The organism is Acinetobacter pittii (assembly GCF_034064985.1).
Classification (GTDB): Bacteria; Pseudomonadota; Gammaproteobacteria; order Pseudomonadales; family Moraxellaceae; genus Acinetobacter; species Acinetobacter pittii_H.
In genome coordinates this window covers 2,146,086-2,162,771 of the sequence record NZ_CP139249.1, presented here as the reverse complement: position 1 = coordinate 2,162,771, position 16,686 = coordinate 2,146,086, and the positions used below count along the sequence as shown (strand labels likewise).

Sequence of the window (16,686 nt, the reverse complement as noted above, 5' to 3'; positions counted from 1 at the left end):
TTGGTGCGTTTTCTTTGATTCAAATGTTTGATTTAAGCATCAAGTTGAGCCAAAACCTCATCCGAGAATTCAACGTTAGTATAAACGTTTTGTACATCGTCAAGATCTTCAAACATATCAATCATTTTAAGAATTTGTTTTGCTTGGTCAACATCTGTAATTTCAGCTTTTGTAGATGGACTCATCACAACTTCTGCGTTATCAGATTTTAAACCAGCAGCAGTAAGGGCATCTTGTACTTCACCAAAAGTTTCTGGTGAAGTGATTACCAAAATTTCGTCTTCTGAAACTTCAATATCTTCAGCGCCAGCTTCTAAAGCAACTTCCATGATTTTATCTTCTAAAGAAACATCTTCAAAAGTAATCTCACCACGTTTAGTAAATAGATAAGATACAGAACCCGCAGTTCCTAAGTTACCATTTGTTTTACTAAAACAGTGACGTACGTCTGGTACTGTACGGTTTAAGTTATCTGTCATTGTTTCAACAAGAACAGCAACCCCGCCAACCCCATAACCTTCATAAGTTACTTCTTTTAAATCATCATTATCTTCACCACCAGCACCACGTTGGATAGCACGGTTAATGGTGTCACGTGTCATATTAACTGAGAGAGCTTTTTCAACTACTGCACGCAGACGAGGGTTGCTAGCAGCATCTCCACCACCAAGTTTGGCAGCAGTCACAATTTCACGAATATATTTAGTAAAAACCTTACCGCGACTTGCATCTTGTTTAGCTTTACGATGCTTAATATTGGCCCATTTAGAATGACCCGCCATGGACGTGAACTCCAAAAAAAGAAAATGCAAAAGTGCTGGAATATTAGCATAGGCTTGGTTTTGTTGAAAACTGTTGCCCTGCGTTTTGTTAGCCAATTGAATAAGAACAATAAGCTTAAGACCTAATGAGTGAGATTAGGTCAGATCAAGTCCAATTTGATTTAGTTAATTTTTACATCTATGTCAAATTGAGTATATAACTCTTTAATTGTTTCCAAATCTTTTTGTAAATCTGTTGGATAAATTTTACCTAAAATCCCACCTTGTTTACTTCGAGCATTGGCATACATTAAAACGATTGGAACATTGGCTGCTTTAGCAATATGCCAAAAACCGGTACGGATTGGTTTGCGTTCCGAACCATCTTTAGCACGAGTAGCTTCAGGAGCAATCACTAAGTTAAAAGTTTCATGCGTTTGAAATTGTTCAACCATCTGAGAAACAATATCTTTACTCGCTTTTCGATCAACTGGAATACCTCCTAGCTTTTCTAAAAGTGGTTTAAGCGGGCCTTTAAACAGTTCCTTTTTTATTAAAGTATGAATTTTAATATCTAAAATTTGGAAGAGGGCAATCGATAACACTGCATCTAGATTTGAGGTATGTTCAAAGCCAATAATAACTTGTTTTTTCTCAAGAATTTGAGGGTCTACATTGTAGGTCCAACCAACGGCTTTAAAGATAGAATTACCTAGAAATTTTTTCATAGATCAGTGCAAGGTGATAAATTTTCAGGATTCTAATATGAGTTTGTAGAAAAGCCTAGAGAAATTATGAAAGCTAAAGTACGGCACTAAAATTAAGGATTAAGTAAGCTATAAATTGTTTGAAAATTTATTTTTTATTTTTCTCTCAAACTTTTTATGAAAATAATAAACCTAAGGAATATTAAAACTATGAGGCTTGCTGAGGAATCTCCTCATTAATTAAATATTCAATATATTTCCAGATTTTTTCAGGATTAATAAGAGTTTTATCTGTTGTACCATCAATAATCATCCCATCAATAATCGAGATAATGATCTGAACGAGGGGAGTCGGGTTTTTTATACCTAATTGAGAAAGCTTTTCATGCAATAAGTTAGTTAGCCATTTGGTATATTCATAAAATGGTTCACGAATTGAAGTGTACTGTTTAGATACTTCAATGAATGCTTTTTTAAACAAACATCCATTAAATGTTTCGCTGTTGATCCATTCAATATACCAATTGAAAATAATATGAATTTTTTCAAGAGGACTAGCATCTTGATGTAAACTTAATTGCTCATTGATTGAGTTTTGAATATTTATATTCCGATGTTGCAAACACTCCATAATTAAATTTTCCTTTGAAGGAAAATATTTATAAAAAGTCATTTTTGCAACATTTGATTCAGCAATAATACGGTCAACACCAGTAGCATTGTACCCGATCTGATTAAATAAATTTAAAGCAGTATTTATAATATCTTCTTTTTTTGACATTACTATTCCATATAGTTAAAACTAATTATAACTTAATCTAAAATATTAAATTTTTAATACAAATTATGATAATAAAAAACTGAAATTGATTCAAGTTTATATTGTGATAATGATTATCATTTAATTAGATTTTTTTTAAATTTTCTATTTGATTTCGTATGATTTTACTTCTAATATTAATTAATAATGGAACATGTTTAAATATTGATTTAAGTCATTGTTTTTATAATAAAATATGTAAAAATCGGACCGACTTTAATAAATTTAATGAGAGTGGATATGCCTAAGAAATTTGAGAATTTTAATAATCCTAGAAAGAAAGCACTCGCAGGGATGAAGCAAAGTATTTCAGCCGAATTGTGGGAAAAAAATTCAAACTTTTTGATCCGCTTGAGGGCAAAAATTGCTGAACATCCTGTATCTCATCATTCTGCAATTGATATTTTAAATAATGGAAAAATTAATAAAGAAGATTTAAAAAAAATTCATTTAGAGTACCGTCACGCAATTGTTCAAACTTTCACCGATGCTTTGCTCATGGCACAATTTCAAACAAAACAATTAGAGCCAAGATTACATGCAGGTGCAAAAATGTATCCGCGCTTTCTTTTGAGTTTAAATATTTTTGATGAGTTTGGATTTCGTCCAGGTTTAGATAAAGACGGTTACTATCAGGGTAATCCTGAATATGCTCACTATCCGCTATTTGAAGATATATTGAATGATTTTGGTATTACAGAACAAGATCGTCTAACGTATCAACCTACTGAAATTGCAAAGCAAGTTAGAGTATTTTTAGAAAATGCTTATGATGACTATAAGGCTGTTTCAGCGTTACTAGCAGTTGCAGAGGAAGAAGTTATTCTTTATAGCCCTCCGTTACGTAAAGCGACTAAAGCAGTAGGCCTGGACGTGGATGGTGGGGGGTATTACCATGTACATGGGATATCTGATGATGAAAGTGCAGAAGCTGCAGATGATGACCATGAAGAAGACTTATGGTATGTCTTGATGCAAGCTTGTACAGAAGAAGATTATAACTATATTGAAAAGTTATGCTTAGAGTATTGTGATTTGTGGGAAAAGTTTTGGGATGCTCAATTAGAACATATAGAGCTTATGCGGAAGCAAATTTTAGCTTAATAGGAGAAATAGGCATATTCAATTTAGACGAAAGGTATTTAAAAGCAATTAAAATTTTAAGATAAAATAAATTTTACAATTTGATAATTAAGTTTTGAATATTGTTTATAACGTCAAAAACCATTCTATTTAGATAATTATTAAAAAACCCCATAAACTTTTTAGTTTATGAGGTTCGAATTTGGTGGGCCCACACAGACTTGAACTGTGGACCAACGGATTATGAGTCCGCTGCTCTAACCAACTGAGCTATAGGCCCTATAAGTCAGAAAAGCTTTTAATCTCAAGGCTTTTCAGTGCGTGCAATACTAATCAATTTTTTAATTAAACACAAGTCATTTTCTGAAGTAGACGTAAACTAAACTCAAAAAATATTGTGATTTATTGGTTAAATATTACAAGCGTTAGCGATTCTAGCGTATGTTTACTTCATGAGTAAAGTGAACTTAGTTATTTATCGATCAATTAGAACTTATTTCAGCAGTTTGTCATGTTAGTGATATAAATATTCTTTCAATTTGCATGATTAACTTATATAGAATGTTTTTGTTTAAAAAGTGACCATTTTTGTAATTTATTTGTTTGTAATAAAGAATGATATTTTAGATAAACTTAGTTAAAAAAGCTAAATATAAAAAATATAAATTTTATGTGTATTAAAATTAAATTCTAAAATATAAAAAGTATTATTTTAAAAATCATATTTATTGAAAAGTATTGCCTATAACTTTAATTTATAGAATTCTAATGAAGTAGTTGCAAATGAATAATATTAAAAAATTATTCGGTTAAAATAACTTAAATGAGGTTTTAGTACTAATTTTTAGAGAAAATATAAAATTAGTACTTTAGAATAAATTCATGTTAAATTATATTGTTAAAAAGTTTAATCGAGGTAGTAAGACAATTACTTTGAAATATAGAAGTAATGAGTAAACGTATTTACAATATTTTAGATATAAGGATTTAGTTAATTTAAAAATATAATATTTATTCTTTATTTTTCGATCGTTTTTTACTAAAAACGGATAAGCTTTTAAGAGAAGAGAATGGAAGTTTTTATCATTGAAATAACCTTCTTTTTTCTAAAATATTTTCCATAACAGACTTCAAGAACGGTTGTCATGACACCAATGTAATTCTTTGTATCTTATCAATTTTATTCTTGACTAAAACACTTGGGTTTAATAAAGTATAATTGTATTTTTTACAAAATAAAATATTATTGCTTAATCCTGAAATACAGTAAGCAGCCTACTTTTTGAGTAGGCTTTTTGCTTTTAACAATAGTGGTAAAAATAGTACACAGCAATAAATTCAAACTTTAAAGAAAATAGATTTAGCAAGAATTGATATCATAAAAATATCTATAAGTTTTTATGATTAATATATAAAAATTTATAAATTTTCTTGAATAATTTGAATTAGCTCGCGAGCTGCTTTAGGTAAAGGGCGATCTTGAAGCCAAATTAAATAGATTGATAGGGGTAAATGATTTTTTGTATTTTTGAAATCTAAAAGTACTAAATGACCTTGATCAATTTTTTCTTGTACTAAAGATAAAGGAAAATTTCCCCAGCCAAGTCCTGCTTCAACCATATTAATTGCTGTTTGTAGACTATTCGTTTTCCAATACATTGCACCAATAATTGAACGGGGATCTGTCATTTCATGCTCACTACTCGCCACAACAATTTGTCTAATATTGATTAACTCTTCAATAGAAAATTGCTTTGATTTTTCTTGTAGAAGAGTATGGCTAGACGAAATAGTAGCCACTACTGTTTCAGTCATTACCAATTGTAGATTCTCACGCATTTTTATATTGAGGTCTGAACCTGCTAAGCAAAGACTAATTTGCTCTGTATAAAGTAAATTAACAATGTCGTCTTGGGGAGCAGTAATAACTTCTATGTTCAGTAAGGGGAATTTATCGGCTAATTTCTTTATTGAATGGAATAATAATTTTGTATTTACATCTGAGACCACACCAATCCGCAATTTACTTTCAAGTCCTAAAGAAAGTTCATGGGCATGGGTACTAAATAGCCTAAGTTGTTCAGAAATAATCCGTGCTTGAGGTTCCAAAGCTAGTGCTGTGGCGGTTGGAATGACCTTGCGAGGAGTACGCTCAAATAAGGTGTAACCCAATTCTGCCTCTAAATTAGCTACGGCCATACTTACTGCTGAGGGTACCCGATTTAGTTTACGGGCGGCTGCAGAGAAAGAACCTGTATCGAGTACGGTGATGAATAGTTCAATATTTTCACTATTAAAATTCATTTTGATATCAATTGAACTGAAAGCTATTAACTTTATATATGATTTTGACTGAAATTAAAATATAAAAAATTAAGCAGAGTTTGTGGGTTATGCAAGGTATAAAACGTCGAATTGTATATGTATCTTCTTACGAAATAATCGGAATGATTATTTCATCAGTAGGGTTAGCGATTTTGGCAGGTGATAGTGTTGAACATACAGGGCCACTATCTGTCATGATTACAACCATCGCTGTGACTTGGAATTTTATCTACAATATTTTATATGAGAAATGGGAAGCTAAACAAACCAGTAATGTCCGTACAGTTAAGCGTAGAGTGGGGCATGCTATTGGTTTCCAACTTACCTTAGTCTTGTTTTTGATTCCTCTTATTTCGTGGTGGATGGATATTTCTCTGGTTGCTGCTTTTTGGTTAGATGTGGCCTTTATTATCATTATTCCTATCTATACTTTTATATTCAATTGGAGCTTTGATAAGTTATTTGGATTGCCTATTTCGGCACAGGCTAAAGCTCTACAAGAATAGTCACCAAATCATATTAATAAGCTATCAAGGTGATCAACTTTGATAGCTTATTAAGTTCAATTATTTGATTTGATCAATCACTAATTGTTTTGAAAACTTGAGTTGAGCTTTCTTGGCGAAAATATAGTAAATCAATGCTGTAGAGATAAGGCCTACAAGCCACGATAAATCGATTCCTCCTAACATTGCTGAAATTTGACCTGTATAGAATTTACTATCAATAAATGGTAGTTGAATCAAAATACCTAGAAAGTAGCAGGTAATTCCAATTCGATTCCAACGACCATACTTGCCATTGGGATCATAGAGTGCATCTACATCACATTCTTCTTTAGAGATGAAGTAGTAATCAACAAGATTAATGGCACTCCATGGAATAAAAAAGGTAAGTAAAAACAAAATAAATGCTTTAAAAGCACTTAAAAAAGTATGCTCACCTATAATTGCAATAAAGGTTGAGACTACAACCATTGCAAGGACAATCAATAATCTTGTTATTTTTGAGATTTGATTTGTCGATTTGAAACTATTCCAAATCGTAGCAATACACATAAAACTACCATAGGCGTTTAAAGTCGTCAGAGTAACTTTTCCAAAAGCGATACTAAAATATAGAAAGGTTACGACAAGGGCAATTGGGTTCATACCAACAACATATTGAACTTCATTTCCAACAAAATTGCCGTTTGCAACCTGAGCGATTAAAACGCCTAAGGTCATAGAAATTTGTGAGCCAATTAAAGAACCTAAGCCGACTGCCCAAAAAACACGAGATGAAGATGTTTTAGTTGGAAGATATCGAGAATAATCTGCAACATATGGTCCGAAAGAGATTTGCCAAGAAGCAGAAAGGGAAACTGCTAACAAGAATGAAGACCAGCTGAAATGACGTATTGCTAAGAGTTCAGAAAAATCAGAAAGTGCTAAGATCTGAGTCAAAATAATCACAAAAGCAATCAAACCAATAATACTGGCTACTTTGCCTACCAAATGGATTAAACGGTATCCAATCGTTGCGAATAAAATGATTAAACTTGCATAAATTAAGATACCAGTTGTATTGCTGACATGTGCCAAATGTGCAATTGCTTTACCCGCTAATACCTCTCCAGTTGCGGTAAAACCAATATACATAAGGCAAACGAGTATGATTGGAATACAAGCGCCATAAACCCCAAATTGCACACGGCTTGAAATCATTTGAGGGAGACCAAGTTTAGGACCTTGGGCAGCATGCAGTGCCATGACGGCAGCACCAAAACATTGTCCTACTAATAAGCCGATAATAGACCAAAAAACATCTCCACCTAACACAACTGCTAGCGCGCCTGTCACAATGGCTGTGATTTGTAAGTTGGCACCGAACCAAAGGGTGAATTGAGCAAACACACCTCCGTGTCTTTCATTTTCAGGAATAAAATCAATGCTTCGGTTTTCTATAAAACTACTATTAGGTTTCCCAGCCGATGAGTCCATTTCACTCTCCTTATCCTTTAAGAGCCATCCTATTCTTATTTATTCATATTTGTATAATCAAATATGAACATGTATATACAAGTAATTTTAAGAAGAATCAAATATTTTTGAAGTACTGGACGTTAAACTTGAGTTAAATAATTCATAAATAAATAGAAAAAGTATTTGACTGATTTTATTTTTAAAAGTTAAATGATAAAAAATAATATATGAAAAAGCCCTCTGCAGAGGGCTCGATTTTATGCATTTGCGTCTAAAACAAGTTGGAAATAAGTGGGAAGTTCAGAAAATTGTACCAGTTGGGTCTTATCCTCTTGCTTAAAATAATACTGATAATTTGGAGTGTCTAAATGGTTATCTAGATATTGGGTTGCATCTGTAAACTGTGCTTTTGCAATCGGCTTATCTTTCTTGCATTTAATAATAACAGGATTTACGGAGTTTAATTTTACAGGAACGCCATTTTCAAATTTAGCAGTTTCAATCAATAAGGAAATTTTGAAATCACCGAAGGTTACACAGAAGTGGCCTCCATTTTCTGTCTTAATTTCTCTGTCAGAGAAAAGATCTTTAAATAAATTCTTAAGGGATTCTCTGTGTTTATCTAAAGCAACTTGAAATTCATGGTCTCGTTGCTCAATCTTTTCTTGCTCTTCTTGTAGCAATCTGGCTTGCTTTTCAATTGTTGTAAAATCCAGCTTCATTTTAATATCTCCTTTGGTTGTTTTAAAACTATATATGGCAATCATTTATTAAATTTTAAAGAAACATACAGTATTTGTTACAACGGAATAATTAAGATGAGCTTTTGTATAAACCATCACAAATGTAAAAAATTTTTTTGAAAATATAAGAATTTAAAGAAATAATTTATATATTTGAAATGCTGCTACATATTAAGCATAGATTTTTAATGTAGCAGCATATTTCTTATTTTGTACAATGTTTTGCCATAAGTGGAGTGCTTTTAATTTTAAAAAATCCTCCGCTACTCATTACACCAAGCATCACTAAAACTGTTCCTACTAACTGCCAGATATTGAGGGTTTGTCCAGTAAGTAGAGCAATTATCATACTGAACACTGGCACAAAGTTAAAAAAGACAGAAGCACGACCAGCACCTAACTTTTGTATGCCATTAAACCAGAATAGATAAGCAATCATGGTAGAGCAGATAACAACATATCCCATGGCTAAGTGCGCATTAATCGGGGCAGATGTAATCGCTGTAAGAGGATCTTCAAATATCACACTCAACAAACCAAGTGTTATTGCCCCGAACAGCATAGAAAAAGTTGTTGTTTCTAAGGGAGTAGCATTTTTTACATAACGGCGAGACAGTACATTTGCAAGACAAAATCCAAATGCGCCCAATAATATAAATAGATCTCCAATGTCTATTTTGAGGTGCAGCAAAGTCGTTATATGTCCCTGACTAATCACCAGTAACACACCACTTAAGCCAAATAAAACGCCTAAGAATTTATTAGTGGTAAGTTTTTCACCATCTAAAAGGATTGTCATTAATAGAGTCATTAATGGCGTGGTTGCCATAATTAAAGCACCGTTAACAGCTGATGTGGTTTGAAGTCCATAAAAACAGCCGATGTTGAATCCCGCAATTCCGATAATACCAATAATCAGATAGATAGCTAGATTCTGTCTTAAGGCTGTCCATCTAAGCTGGCCTGTTATTGAAAAGATTAAGAGTAAGCCTAGACTTGCAATAAAAAAACGTTCAGACGCAGCAGATAACGGGGGCATATGTTGAATAATATAAGACATTGCATTAAATGCTGATCCCCAAAAAAACATCGTTAAGACAACACCAGCATAGGCATAAGCCACCGTTCTGTTCATGGACAGGCTCCCATTAAGAAAGGTTTTATTCTCGACAAATCTATAAAGGTGTACAATTCCATATTAATACACTTCTAATGTGAAAATTTGCACAATGATTGATTGGGAAAATTTGCATTACTTTTCAGTTTTTACAGAAGAAAAGTCACTTTCTGCTGCTGCCAGAAAATTGGGTGTAGACCATGCAACAGTATCTAGAAGAATTGCTCAGCTAGAACAAAACTTAAAACTTAAATTAGTTGATCGTAGGCCACGCACATACATTCTAACTCCTGATGGGGAACGTCTTGCACAAGTAGTTGCTCGTATGATGGAAGAAACTTTTTCTATCGAGCGTTTAACTCAAGCAGGTCAGCAAGAAGTAATGGGAAGTGTCTCTATTAGTATGCCTCCCTTAACTGCTGCACATCTCATCATGCCTCATTTGGGTAAATTTTATCGCCATTATCCGCAGTTAAAATTACGGGTGCTCGGTGATGTTCATTATGTTTCTTTACAGCATAGTGAGGCTGATATAGCGGTAAGGTTTGGACGTCCTAAAGATGAAAATTTAGTTGCACGCAAAGTAGGTGAAATACCTTTTGGAATATATGCGGGTCCAAATTATTTGGCTTCAACAAAGCCTGAAAATTATGAATGGATTAGTGTAGAAGTAGGAGGAGTACATGGTCAAAAACAGCAGAAGCTAAAGGAAAGATTAAACTATAAAGATCCAATAATGGTTACTAATCATCCTGAGCTGCAGTGGAGAGCTGCATGCGGAGAAATTGGTTTAGCGGTCTTACCAGATTTTTTAGGTGCATTTAGCAATTTGGTTAGATTAGAAGATGACTATCCAATGAGTGCTGAAATCTGGTTAGTTACACACGAAGATTTACGACATAGTCCTGCTATACGAGTGGTGATGGACTTTCTTGTAAGCTGCTTCGAACCTTTCAAAATATAAATTTTCTTTAATAAACACGGTAGATATAGATAGTAACAGCAAAGTGGTTTTATCTAGTTATCAGAAAAAAAGCCTGCATCTTCCCATGCTTGTTTTAAAGCTAATATAAAAGATAACAATAAAAGTAGACCTATTAAAAATAGAAAAAAATCAATTTTACTAATTGCACACCCTATGCTGAAGGCTCCTAGACTTAATAAAATAATACATAATATTTTCCAAAAAATGAGCATGTTACGTTCTAGTGAAAAGCCTAAGATCTTGTTTGTAATTGAAGGGGATTTCTAAATTTATTTATGTTTTTTTTCTTATAAATTATGTAATTCTTTATAATTGTTATAATCATTAATTTTTAATATTTAGATTTAAGTTTTTGAAATTACATTAAATATTTTTAATCCACTTAAAAGCGGTCCTTTTAGATTTTCTTAAAATTAAGTTTTTATTAATTAATAGAATGATAATTCTTTAGAAACGCTATAGAATAGTTGTTTTGAAATTAAATATACTTTTTAAATTTATTTAAAACAATGACTTACTTTATTTTTTTAACTTTTTAATAAAAAAAAGACTTGATTTTCGAGTTAGATTTTGGAATTATAGTCAAGCAAATTGTGATCTATTTCCCACAATTTGTATTTCAGGTTAAGTGGTTATCACTAATGCTCATTTGCTATTTTCGCTTATGAGCATTTTTTTATGGAATTTTTTAATATAACTACAAAGTTTAAAAAAGTTCAAAATTTAAGTTTTTAGCAACATCTAATTTTTTATTTTTAATAAATGGTACAGGGGATGAATTAATCATATTGAATAGTCACCGTTGCTGTTGCGGTAACTATACCTGCGCTTACATTAGTTGCTGTTTGATAGTAGCGAGCAGTTAAGGGAATATCATATTCTATAATTTGGTTGGAATTGATTGTACCTATATTTTGTTTGGCTGTTTTTTGAATGGGGCTGTTAGCGCCATTCATATTCCATAGCAGTTCTACACCAACACCATTGGCTTTGTTTGAATTTGCAGCACTATTATTAATGACCTGATTATTGGTGGGGTCAGAGTTATAATCAAAACTTAAGCTGATCGTGTTGCTCGTAGCTATACCAGAGTTATTCTCGCCGCCATTACATACAATCGATAGGTTAAAACTCTGTTCACCTTGTGTTGAACCAATCGCTTTAAAACCTGACTTCATAACATTAGGAAGTTGCACAGGAGTATCTATTCCATTTTGAATTTCACATGATGAGGACGCGATTAGAATAGGGGCATTACTTAATACGGTAGTGGTTAGAAATGGGCGATTCTGTTGCCCTGATACATAATAAGTACTATAACGGCCTGCTACTAAGGCGCCTGAACCTGTTGTCATCGCAGTTTTAATCACTTCCATAACAAAATACCCTGAAGAAAGCGTATAGGCTGTATTGGGCGTTAATGTACGTCTATATGGATAATATCCAGAAAAATCTGAAGCATCTGCAGCTTCACGATAAAGACGAATACCAATACCGGGAATATTGGTTGCATAGACATTATTACCTATTGGACTAATTGGATAGTTTAAGGGAAGAGCTGCAATAATTTGATCACTCGCACGGCTACATGTTGCACTTGAGTTATTTGGAGAGATCGAAAAAGTATTCCTTTGTAATATGGTTCCTATAGGATCTGTCGGTTTTACAACGATTTTACCAATATTCATTGGAATATCGACAGTGGTAAATCCTTTACTTAAAGTACAGTTTGCATTTGTATGGTTATAAGCAAATAGACTTACACCTAAAAATCCAATTTTTTTAAAAATATTATTCATTTACAGACTGCCTTTGTCATAATAATTGGTTGGTTGTTATGCTTTATTTGATCGGTTATATCGTATTCTAGTTCGCATTTTTCTGTACTCTTATCTCCCCATTTCACATATAAACGGTCATGGCTTAAGGGTGTTCTTAAATAAATACGACTGCCTTGCGCAACAATACCTATGACCTCGTTATTTAGGTTGTACACTTGCGCTGCAAAAGGTAAATGTGAGCCATCTAAACTGGTTGTATTAATAAAAAGTGCATAACCTTTTTTTGTTGTGAATTGAACTTTAGTGATTGAACCTGCATAGGGTGCGATACGTAAGCTACTTTCAGCTAGCTCAACTTGCGTAGACATATTTTGCGGGTCAAGGCTAATATCATTCATACGGTAGGGTGTAACATACGGAATCACGGCATACCCCTTTTTGTTAATGCTTAGCCCTGGCGTATTCCCGACTTGTGCTCCTGTCGCATCTGGCGCGTAAACTAATACCATTGTTTGAGCTTGGTCTGGACCAAATAGAAGTCCTTGGGAGTGTGCAACGATATTGCCACTTAAGTTAAGCATTTCTTGTTGATAGGAATCGGCATAACTTATTGAAGCGCCAATGGTTGTGTAGTTTGTTTTATAGTTACTATTAATATTGAGGTTAGTTTGACCCTGACCTTGATTAGAAATTGATGCGCCGTAGTTCAAACGACTTCCTGTAAACCCGCTTAAGCTTAAAATTTGGCTATCTTTACTTAGAATACTATTCAAATTTAAAGAAGTTTTCTTAAAATCTAATGGAAAGGATAGAGAGGCTAGGTATTGAGTATCTTGGCCAGCCCGCCCATCAGCTTGGGTAATTTCACTATTAATTGCAGATAAACTATAAGTTAAATCTTTAAATTGATTGCTATAACCTAATTGGAACTGCTTATTAGGAGTAGTTTGATTCCAATAGTTTGTCCACGAGCCTACTAAATAGAAATTTCCCCACTGGTTTGGGAGGGCTTGATTTAAAGTAAGTTGGAATTCACTTTTTTGTTTGCCTACTGAAAAACTATCAATATTTTGTTGTTGTAAGTCTCGAATTAAAATTGCATCACGCAATTTGAGATAGTTTTCTGTTGAATAACGATAAGTTGCTAATGTTAAATTGGTATGCGTTGGAGAAAATAGCTTACTGTAACTTAAACGATAACTTTGCCCTGCCATTTTAGGCTGTTGAGCAAATTCGGCATTTGAGTGAGTGACATCAAAAGAAATAGCTCCAATTGGTGTTGAAAAAGCTGTACCTAATAATACAGAGAAATATTGTTGCGTCCCTTGAGCTGCACTATAAGTCGTGAGGTAATTATTAATTCCTCGTTGATATTTACCTTGGATTAACCATGGAGTTAATTTAACATTTGAATCGCGGAATTGTCCTAAAGTGAGTGAATATCGACTCATTTGTGGGCGCAGCATTTCAATGACAGAAGCATAGGGAATAGAGAATTTTTGAATTGCTCCATTAGATTCAATTACTGAAACTTGTAATTCACCTCCAAATCCCGTTGGATAGAGGTCATTAATTTCAAAGTTTCCAGGTGGTACGGTGGTCTGATAGATTAAATTACCTTGTTGTCTCACCTCGACTTTTGCATTGGTTTTGGCATAACCTCGGACTCTTGGAGCATAACCCACCATACTATTTGGAAGCATTCGGTCATCACTTGAAATGTTTACGCCGCGATAGGGTAAAGAATCGATAAAATCGCTATTAGTAAAATAATCTCCTAAGGTCACAACACCATGAATCTGGGGAAAGGCCTTTTGTACATATGTATTTGTTGAGGTATAAGAAGAATTATTGGATTGATAGCCAGACTGGCTTTGCCATTTCCATTGTCCATTATGGCGAAACTGCCAACTTGCTAAATTTGCTCCGAGATTGGTTCCCATAAAAGCATATGTATTTTCATGCTGTTCATTCACTATTCGATATGCCGTTGCGTTATAGGTTAAAAAAGCCGCATTAATACCGCGATCCCACAAATGTGGATCGATATAGCCCTGCGCATTTTTTTCTAAGACGACTTGTGGAATTGAAATATCAATTCTTAAACGGGAACTATCAAATACATAAAAAGCATTATCTATCCATGAAGCGAGAGCTTTACATGAAAGAGATGAAGTAGAGTCATGTTGACTTAGAACATCAGCTTTTACACCATATTCAAGCAACATGGCTTCTGTAAAACATGTTTCAGCATTTGTGTTGGGAATTAGGGCATTAAATTGCATGCGCCGCTTACCTAGCCATTGACCATTCACATAGACATCTAAGCTATATTCACCAGGTAAGATCGGGTTTCCATATTTGAATCGAGCTATATCAATTTTTTGTGCGTTACCGACTAAGAAATTACTATCAAATTCGGCTCTTGAGAAATGTGAAACATCAGTATTATTTTTAGCATATGCAGCCACAGACATGAATAGCGTAATACTTGATACGACGTAACAAGTAAAAGGGCTTTTTAAACATATATAAGGTATAAACCATTTAGACATAGTTTTAGAGCCTATTCATGATAGGTAGTTAAATTTTCTTAAGTAATACAGTGAGGTTAGAACTTTATTAGATGCTCAACTCGTCCACCGTAATCATTGATATATACAAAGCTCATATCTGCTAAGTTTTTATTTTTTAGTTTTATTTTATCCTCTGAAAAAGGGGCAATCATTAGACCTTGCTGTAATAAGTCTGTTTTATGACCTTCACTTGTTTGAAAAATTGAAGTAATAGTGAGGAAAAACGGCGTAGGATTTTTTATTGCTATATATTGATCATTTATCTTCCATTCGACTTTGTCACTGAGTTGACCAACATTTTCTTTTAGGTCTGTAGGGCGATAAAAGAATTTAATTCTTGAGCGAACAGCGAGTTGCAAAAAATTATTAGAGGTAGAAGTGACTTGGTCTTTTTGTTGAGTTTTCCCTTCTGGTTTAGGAGGTATATCTAAAACATTAAGCCAAAAAATCGATTCTTGTTGCTGGCTAAGTTGAGATGAGGTTGGTAAAGCTGTAATTCTTAAGGTTTGTCCCTTAGTTGCCTCTACCCGCGAAATCGGTGGTGTAATAATGAAGGGGACGTTTGCTTCATCTGGTGTTGACTTAGCATTTCCATCATCAATCCACGCTTGCACAAGAGACGGGGCAGTACCGTTATTACTCAGTTGTAATGTGATTTCACGTGCATTTGAAGGATAAATGACACGTGTACCGTGTAAAACAATTTCAGCATGACCCGTAGCAGTTAGTACTGCCTGTAGGCAAACTAATCCCCAAAAAAATTTACGACCACGAAAAAGCATGAGTCATATTCTCAATAATAAATAATAGTAGGAGATAGCTTCTATTCATGAATAGAAGCTTCAATTTTAATTTTATTGATAAATAATCGTGTATTTTACTTGCGATGTTACCGTACCGGCAGTAGAAGCGCCTGTAGCATAATATTCAGCATAATAGTTAAGGTCAGCACTACCACCTGCTGAAACATTTACCCATTGTGAATTCGTTTGAGTTTCATTGGTGCTTGTAGCAAGTACAGGAATTACAGTGTTATTGCTGCCAAGTAATTGAATATTCACATTTGTTGCTGCACCAGAAGTGGCTTGGTTTAATAAACGGCCCGTATTAAAGTCAACGGTAGCACCTGGTTCAAAATAAGTTGCAACTTTACCAGCAGCGGCACAGTTCGTTAAGTTAATTTGAAAAGGCGTACGACCAGCCACATCACCTGCATTCTTTAAGGTTTGAGATGAAACTGTAGGTAAATTGATTGTTAAATTTTTATCTCCAGTATCAATAGTACAAGTATTATCCGTGACAAGACCATTAATAGTAATTGTGCCATCTGCAGCTTGTGCATTTGCTATATTTAAGAGAGAAACAGCCGCCATAAAAATAAATTTTTTCATAAAATCCCCAGAATAGCCTTTTAAAATAAAATCCATTACTTTTCAGTAAGTTTATTCTGATTAAGTAAGGCGATGGAAATATATCACTTTTCAAACAAAAAACAAGAAAAACATTATATTTATATATATTTTGATCAATTTATTTTTATTAAGAATGAGTGGGCAAGATATTTTTTATCATTTGGTAAAATAATTAACTATTATGTCATTAAAATAAAATTAAAAACTTAAAATATTTAAGTGTTTGTATTTTATTAAATTAATTTAAATTTAAAATAGTTTTTATTATAAAATTGTTGAATATGGCATTAAGTTGTTGTTTTATAATATTAAATGTGTTTTTCATTTAACTTGTGAAATAATTTATTTTTTTAAGAATTTTTTAAGATTCAATTCCTACTGTTTTAGTTGTAATTTAATAAAAGATAATCTG

At 33.2% G+C, this 16,686-nt stretch carries 15 protein-coding genes and 1 tRNA gene; 3 read left to right on the top strand and 13 right to left on the bottom strand.

From position 1 onward, the window contains the following. Nucleotides 1–32 precede the first annotated feature (32 nt). The 3 genes from SOI76_RS10305 to SOI76_RS10295 form a co-directional block, all read right to left on the bottom strand. Nucleotides 33–782, bottom strand: coding sequence for a YebC/PmpR family DNA-binding transcriptional regulator (locus tag SOI76_RS10305; RefSeq protein WP_086375770.1), 750 nt, complete (start codon nt 780–782; stop codon nt 33–35). Nucleotides 783–943: 161 nt separating this feature from the next. Further along, nucleotides 944–1,489: a 1-acyl-sn-glycerol-3-phosphate acyltransferase gene (locus tag SOI76_RS10300; protein ID WP_104079503.1), complete on the bottom strand. Its 546-nt coding sequence runs from the start codon at nt 1,487–1,489 to the stop codon at nt 944–946. Nucleotides 1,490–1,676: 187 nt separating this feature from the next. Beyond that, nucleotides 1,677–2,249, bottom strand: coding sequence for a TetR/AcrR family transcriptional regulator (locus SOI76_RS10295; RefSeq protein WP_104079504.1), 573 nt, complete (start codon nt 2,247–2,249; stop codon nt 1,677–1,679). Between the two features lie 279 nt (nt 2,250–2,528). Between SOI76_RS10295 and SOI76_RS10290 the strand changes: the two genes are divergently transcribed. Beyond that, entirely contained in the window at nt 2,529–3,392 is an 864-nt protein-coding gene (locus SOI76_RS10290) for an iron-containing redox enzyme family protein (protein WP_205668403.1), read from the top strand. A 182-nt stretch (nt 3,393–3,574) separates the two neighbouring features. On the opposite strand, the gene SOI76_RS10285 is transcribed toward SOI76_RS10290, so the two are convergent. Beyond that, a tRNA-Ile gene (locus SOI76_RS10285) sits at nt 3,575–3,651 on the bottom strand. A 1,139-nt stretch (nt 3,652–4,790) separates the two neighbouring features. Continuing rightward, entirely contained in the window at nt 4,791–5,675 is an 885-nt protein-coding gene (locus SOI76_RS10280) for a LysR family transcriptional regulator (RefSeq protein ID WP_032053743.1), read from the bottom strand. Nucleotides 5,676–5,764: 89 nt separating this feature from the next. Here SOI76_RS10280 and SOI76_RS10275 point away from each other — a divergent pair, with 89 nt between their 5' ends. Then, on the top strand, nt 5,765–6,202 hold the full coding sequence (locus SOI76_RS10275; protein WP_104079506.1) for a PACE efflux transporter: 438 nt from the start codon (nt 5,765–5,767) through the stop codon (nt 6,200–6,202). 60 nt (nt 6,203–6,262) lie between these two features. Here the strand turns inward: SOI76_RS10275 and SOI76_RS10270 are convergent, their stop codons facing one another. The 3 genes from SOI76_RS10270 to yyaM form a co-directional block, all read right to left on the bottom strand. Continuing rightward, on the bottom strand, nt 6,263–7,678 hold the full coding sequence (locus tag SOI76_RS10270) for a purine-cytosine permease family protein (protein ID WP_104079507.1): 1,416 nt from the start codon (nt 7,676–7,678) through the stop codon (nt 6,263–6,265). Nucleotides 7,679–7,917: 239 nt separating this feature from the next. Beyond that, nucleotides 7,918–8,382: a hypothetical protein gene (locus tag SOI76_RS10265; protein ID WP_104079508.1), complete on the bottom strand. Its 465-nt coding sequence runs from the start codon at nt 8,380–8,382 to the stop codon at nt 7,918–7,920. Nucleotides 8,383–8,608: 226 nt separating this feature from the next. Then, a complete protein-coding gene (gene yyaM / locus SOI76_RS10260; RefSeq protein ID WP_205668404.1) occupies nt 8,609–9,538 on the bottom strand; it encodes a DMT family transporter in 930 nt (309 codons plus the stop codon). Between the two features lie 94 nt (nt 9,539–9,632). Between yyaM and hvrB the strand changes: the two genes are divergently transcribed. Next, the gene (gene hvrB / locus SOI76_RS10255) at nt 9,633–10,484 is read left to right on the top strand and encodes a LysR family transcriptional regulator (protein ID WP_104079509.1); all 852 of its coding nucleotides are present in this window, start codon (nt 9,633–9,635) and stop codon (nt 10,482–10,484) included. A gap of 53 nt (nt 10,485–10,537) precedes the next feature. Here the strand turns inward: hvrB and SOI76_RS10250 are convergent, their stop codons facing one another. The 5 genes from SOI76_RS10250 to SOI76_RS10230 all read right to left on the bottom strand — a co-directional run bounded on the left by SOI76_RS10250 (nt 10,538) and on the right by SOI76_RS10230 (nt 16,289). Further along, nucleotides 10,538–10,717, bottom strand: coding sequence for a hypothetical protein (locus SOI76_RS10250; protein ID WP_104079510.1), 180 nt, complete (start codon nt 10,715–10,717; stop codon nt 10,538–10,540). A gap of 567 nt (nt 10,718–11,284) precedes the next feature. Then, the gene (gene papC, locus SOI76_RS10245) at nt 11,285–12,304 is read right to left on the bottom strand and encodes a fimbrial protein (RefSeq protein WP_104079511.1); all 1,020 of its coding nucleotides are present in this window, start codon (nt 12,302–12,304) and stop codon (nt 11,285–11,287) included. Next, a complete protein-coding gene (mrkC, locus tag SOI76_RS10240; protein ID WP_104079669.1) occupies nt 12,301–14,757 on the bottom strand; it encodes a fimbria/pilus outer membrane usher protein in 2,457 nt (818 codons plus the stop codon). The genes papC and mrkC overlap by 4 nt, the downstream gene beginning before the upstream one ends. A gap of 140 nt (nt 14,758–14,897) precedes the next feature. Next, entirely contained in the window at nt 14,898–15,644 is a 747-nt protein-coding gene (mrkB, locus tag SOI76_RS10235) for a molecular chaperone (protein WP_104079512.1), read from the bottom strand. A gap of 72 nt (nt 15,645–15,716) precedes the next feature. Beyond that, nucleotides 15,717–16,289 carry a fimbrial protein gene (locus SOI76_RS10230; protein WP_104079513.1) on the bottom strand — a complete coding sequence of 191 codons (573 nt, stop codon included), beginning with the start codon at nt 16,287–16,289 and terminating at the stop codon, nt 15,717–15,719. Nucleotides 16,290–16,686: the final 397 nt, after the last annotated feature.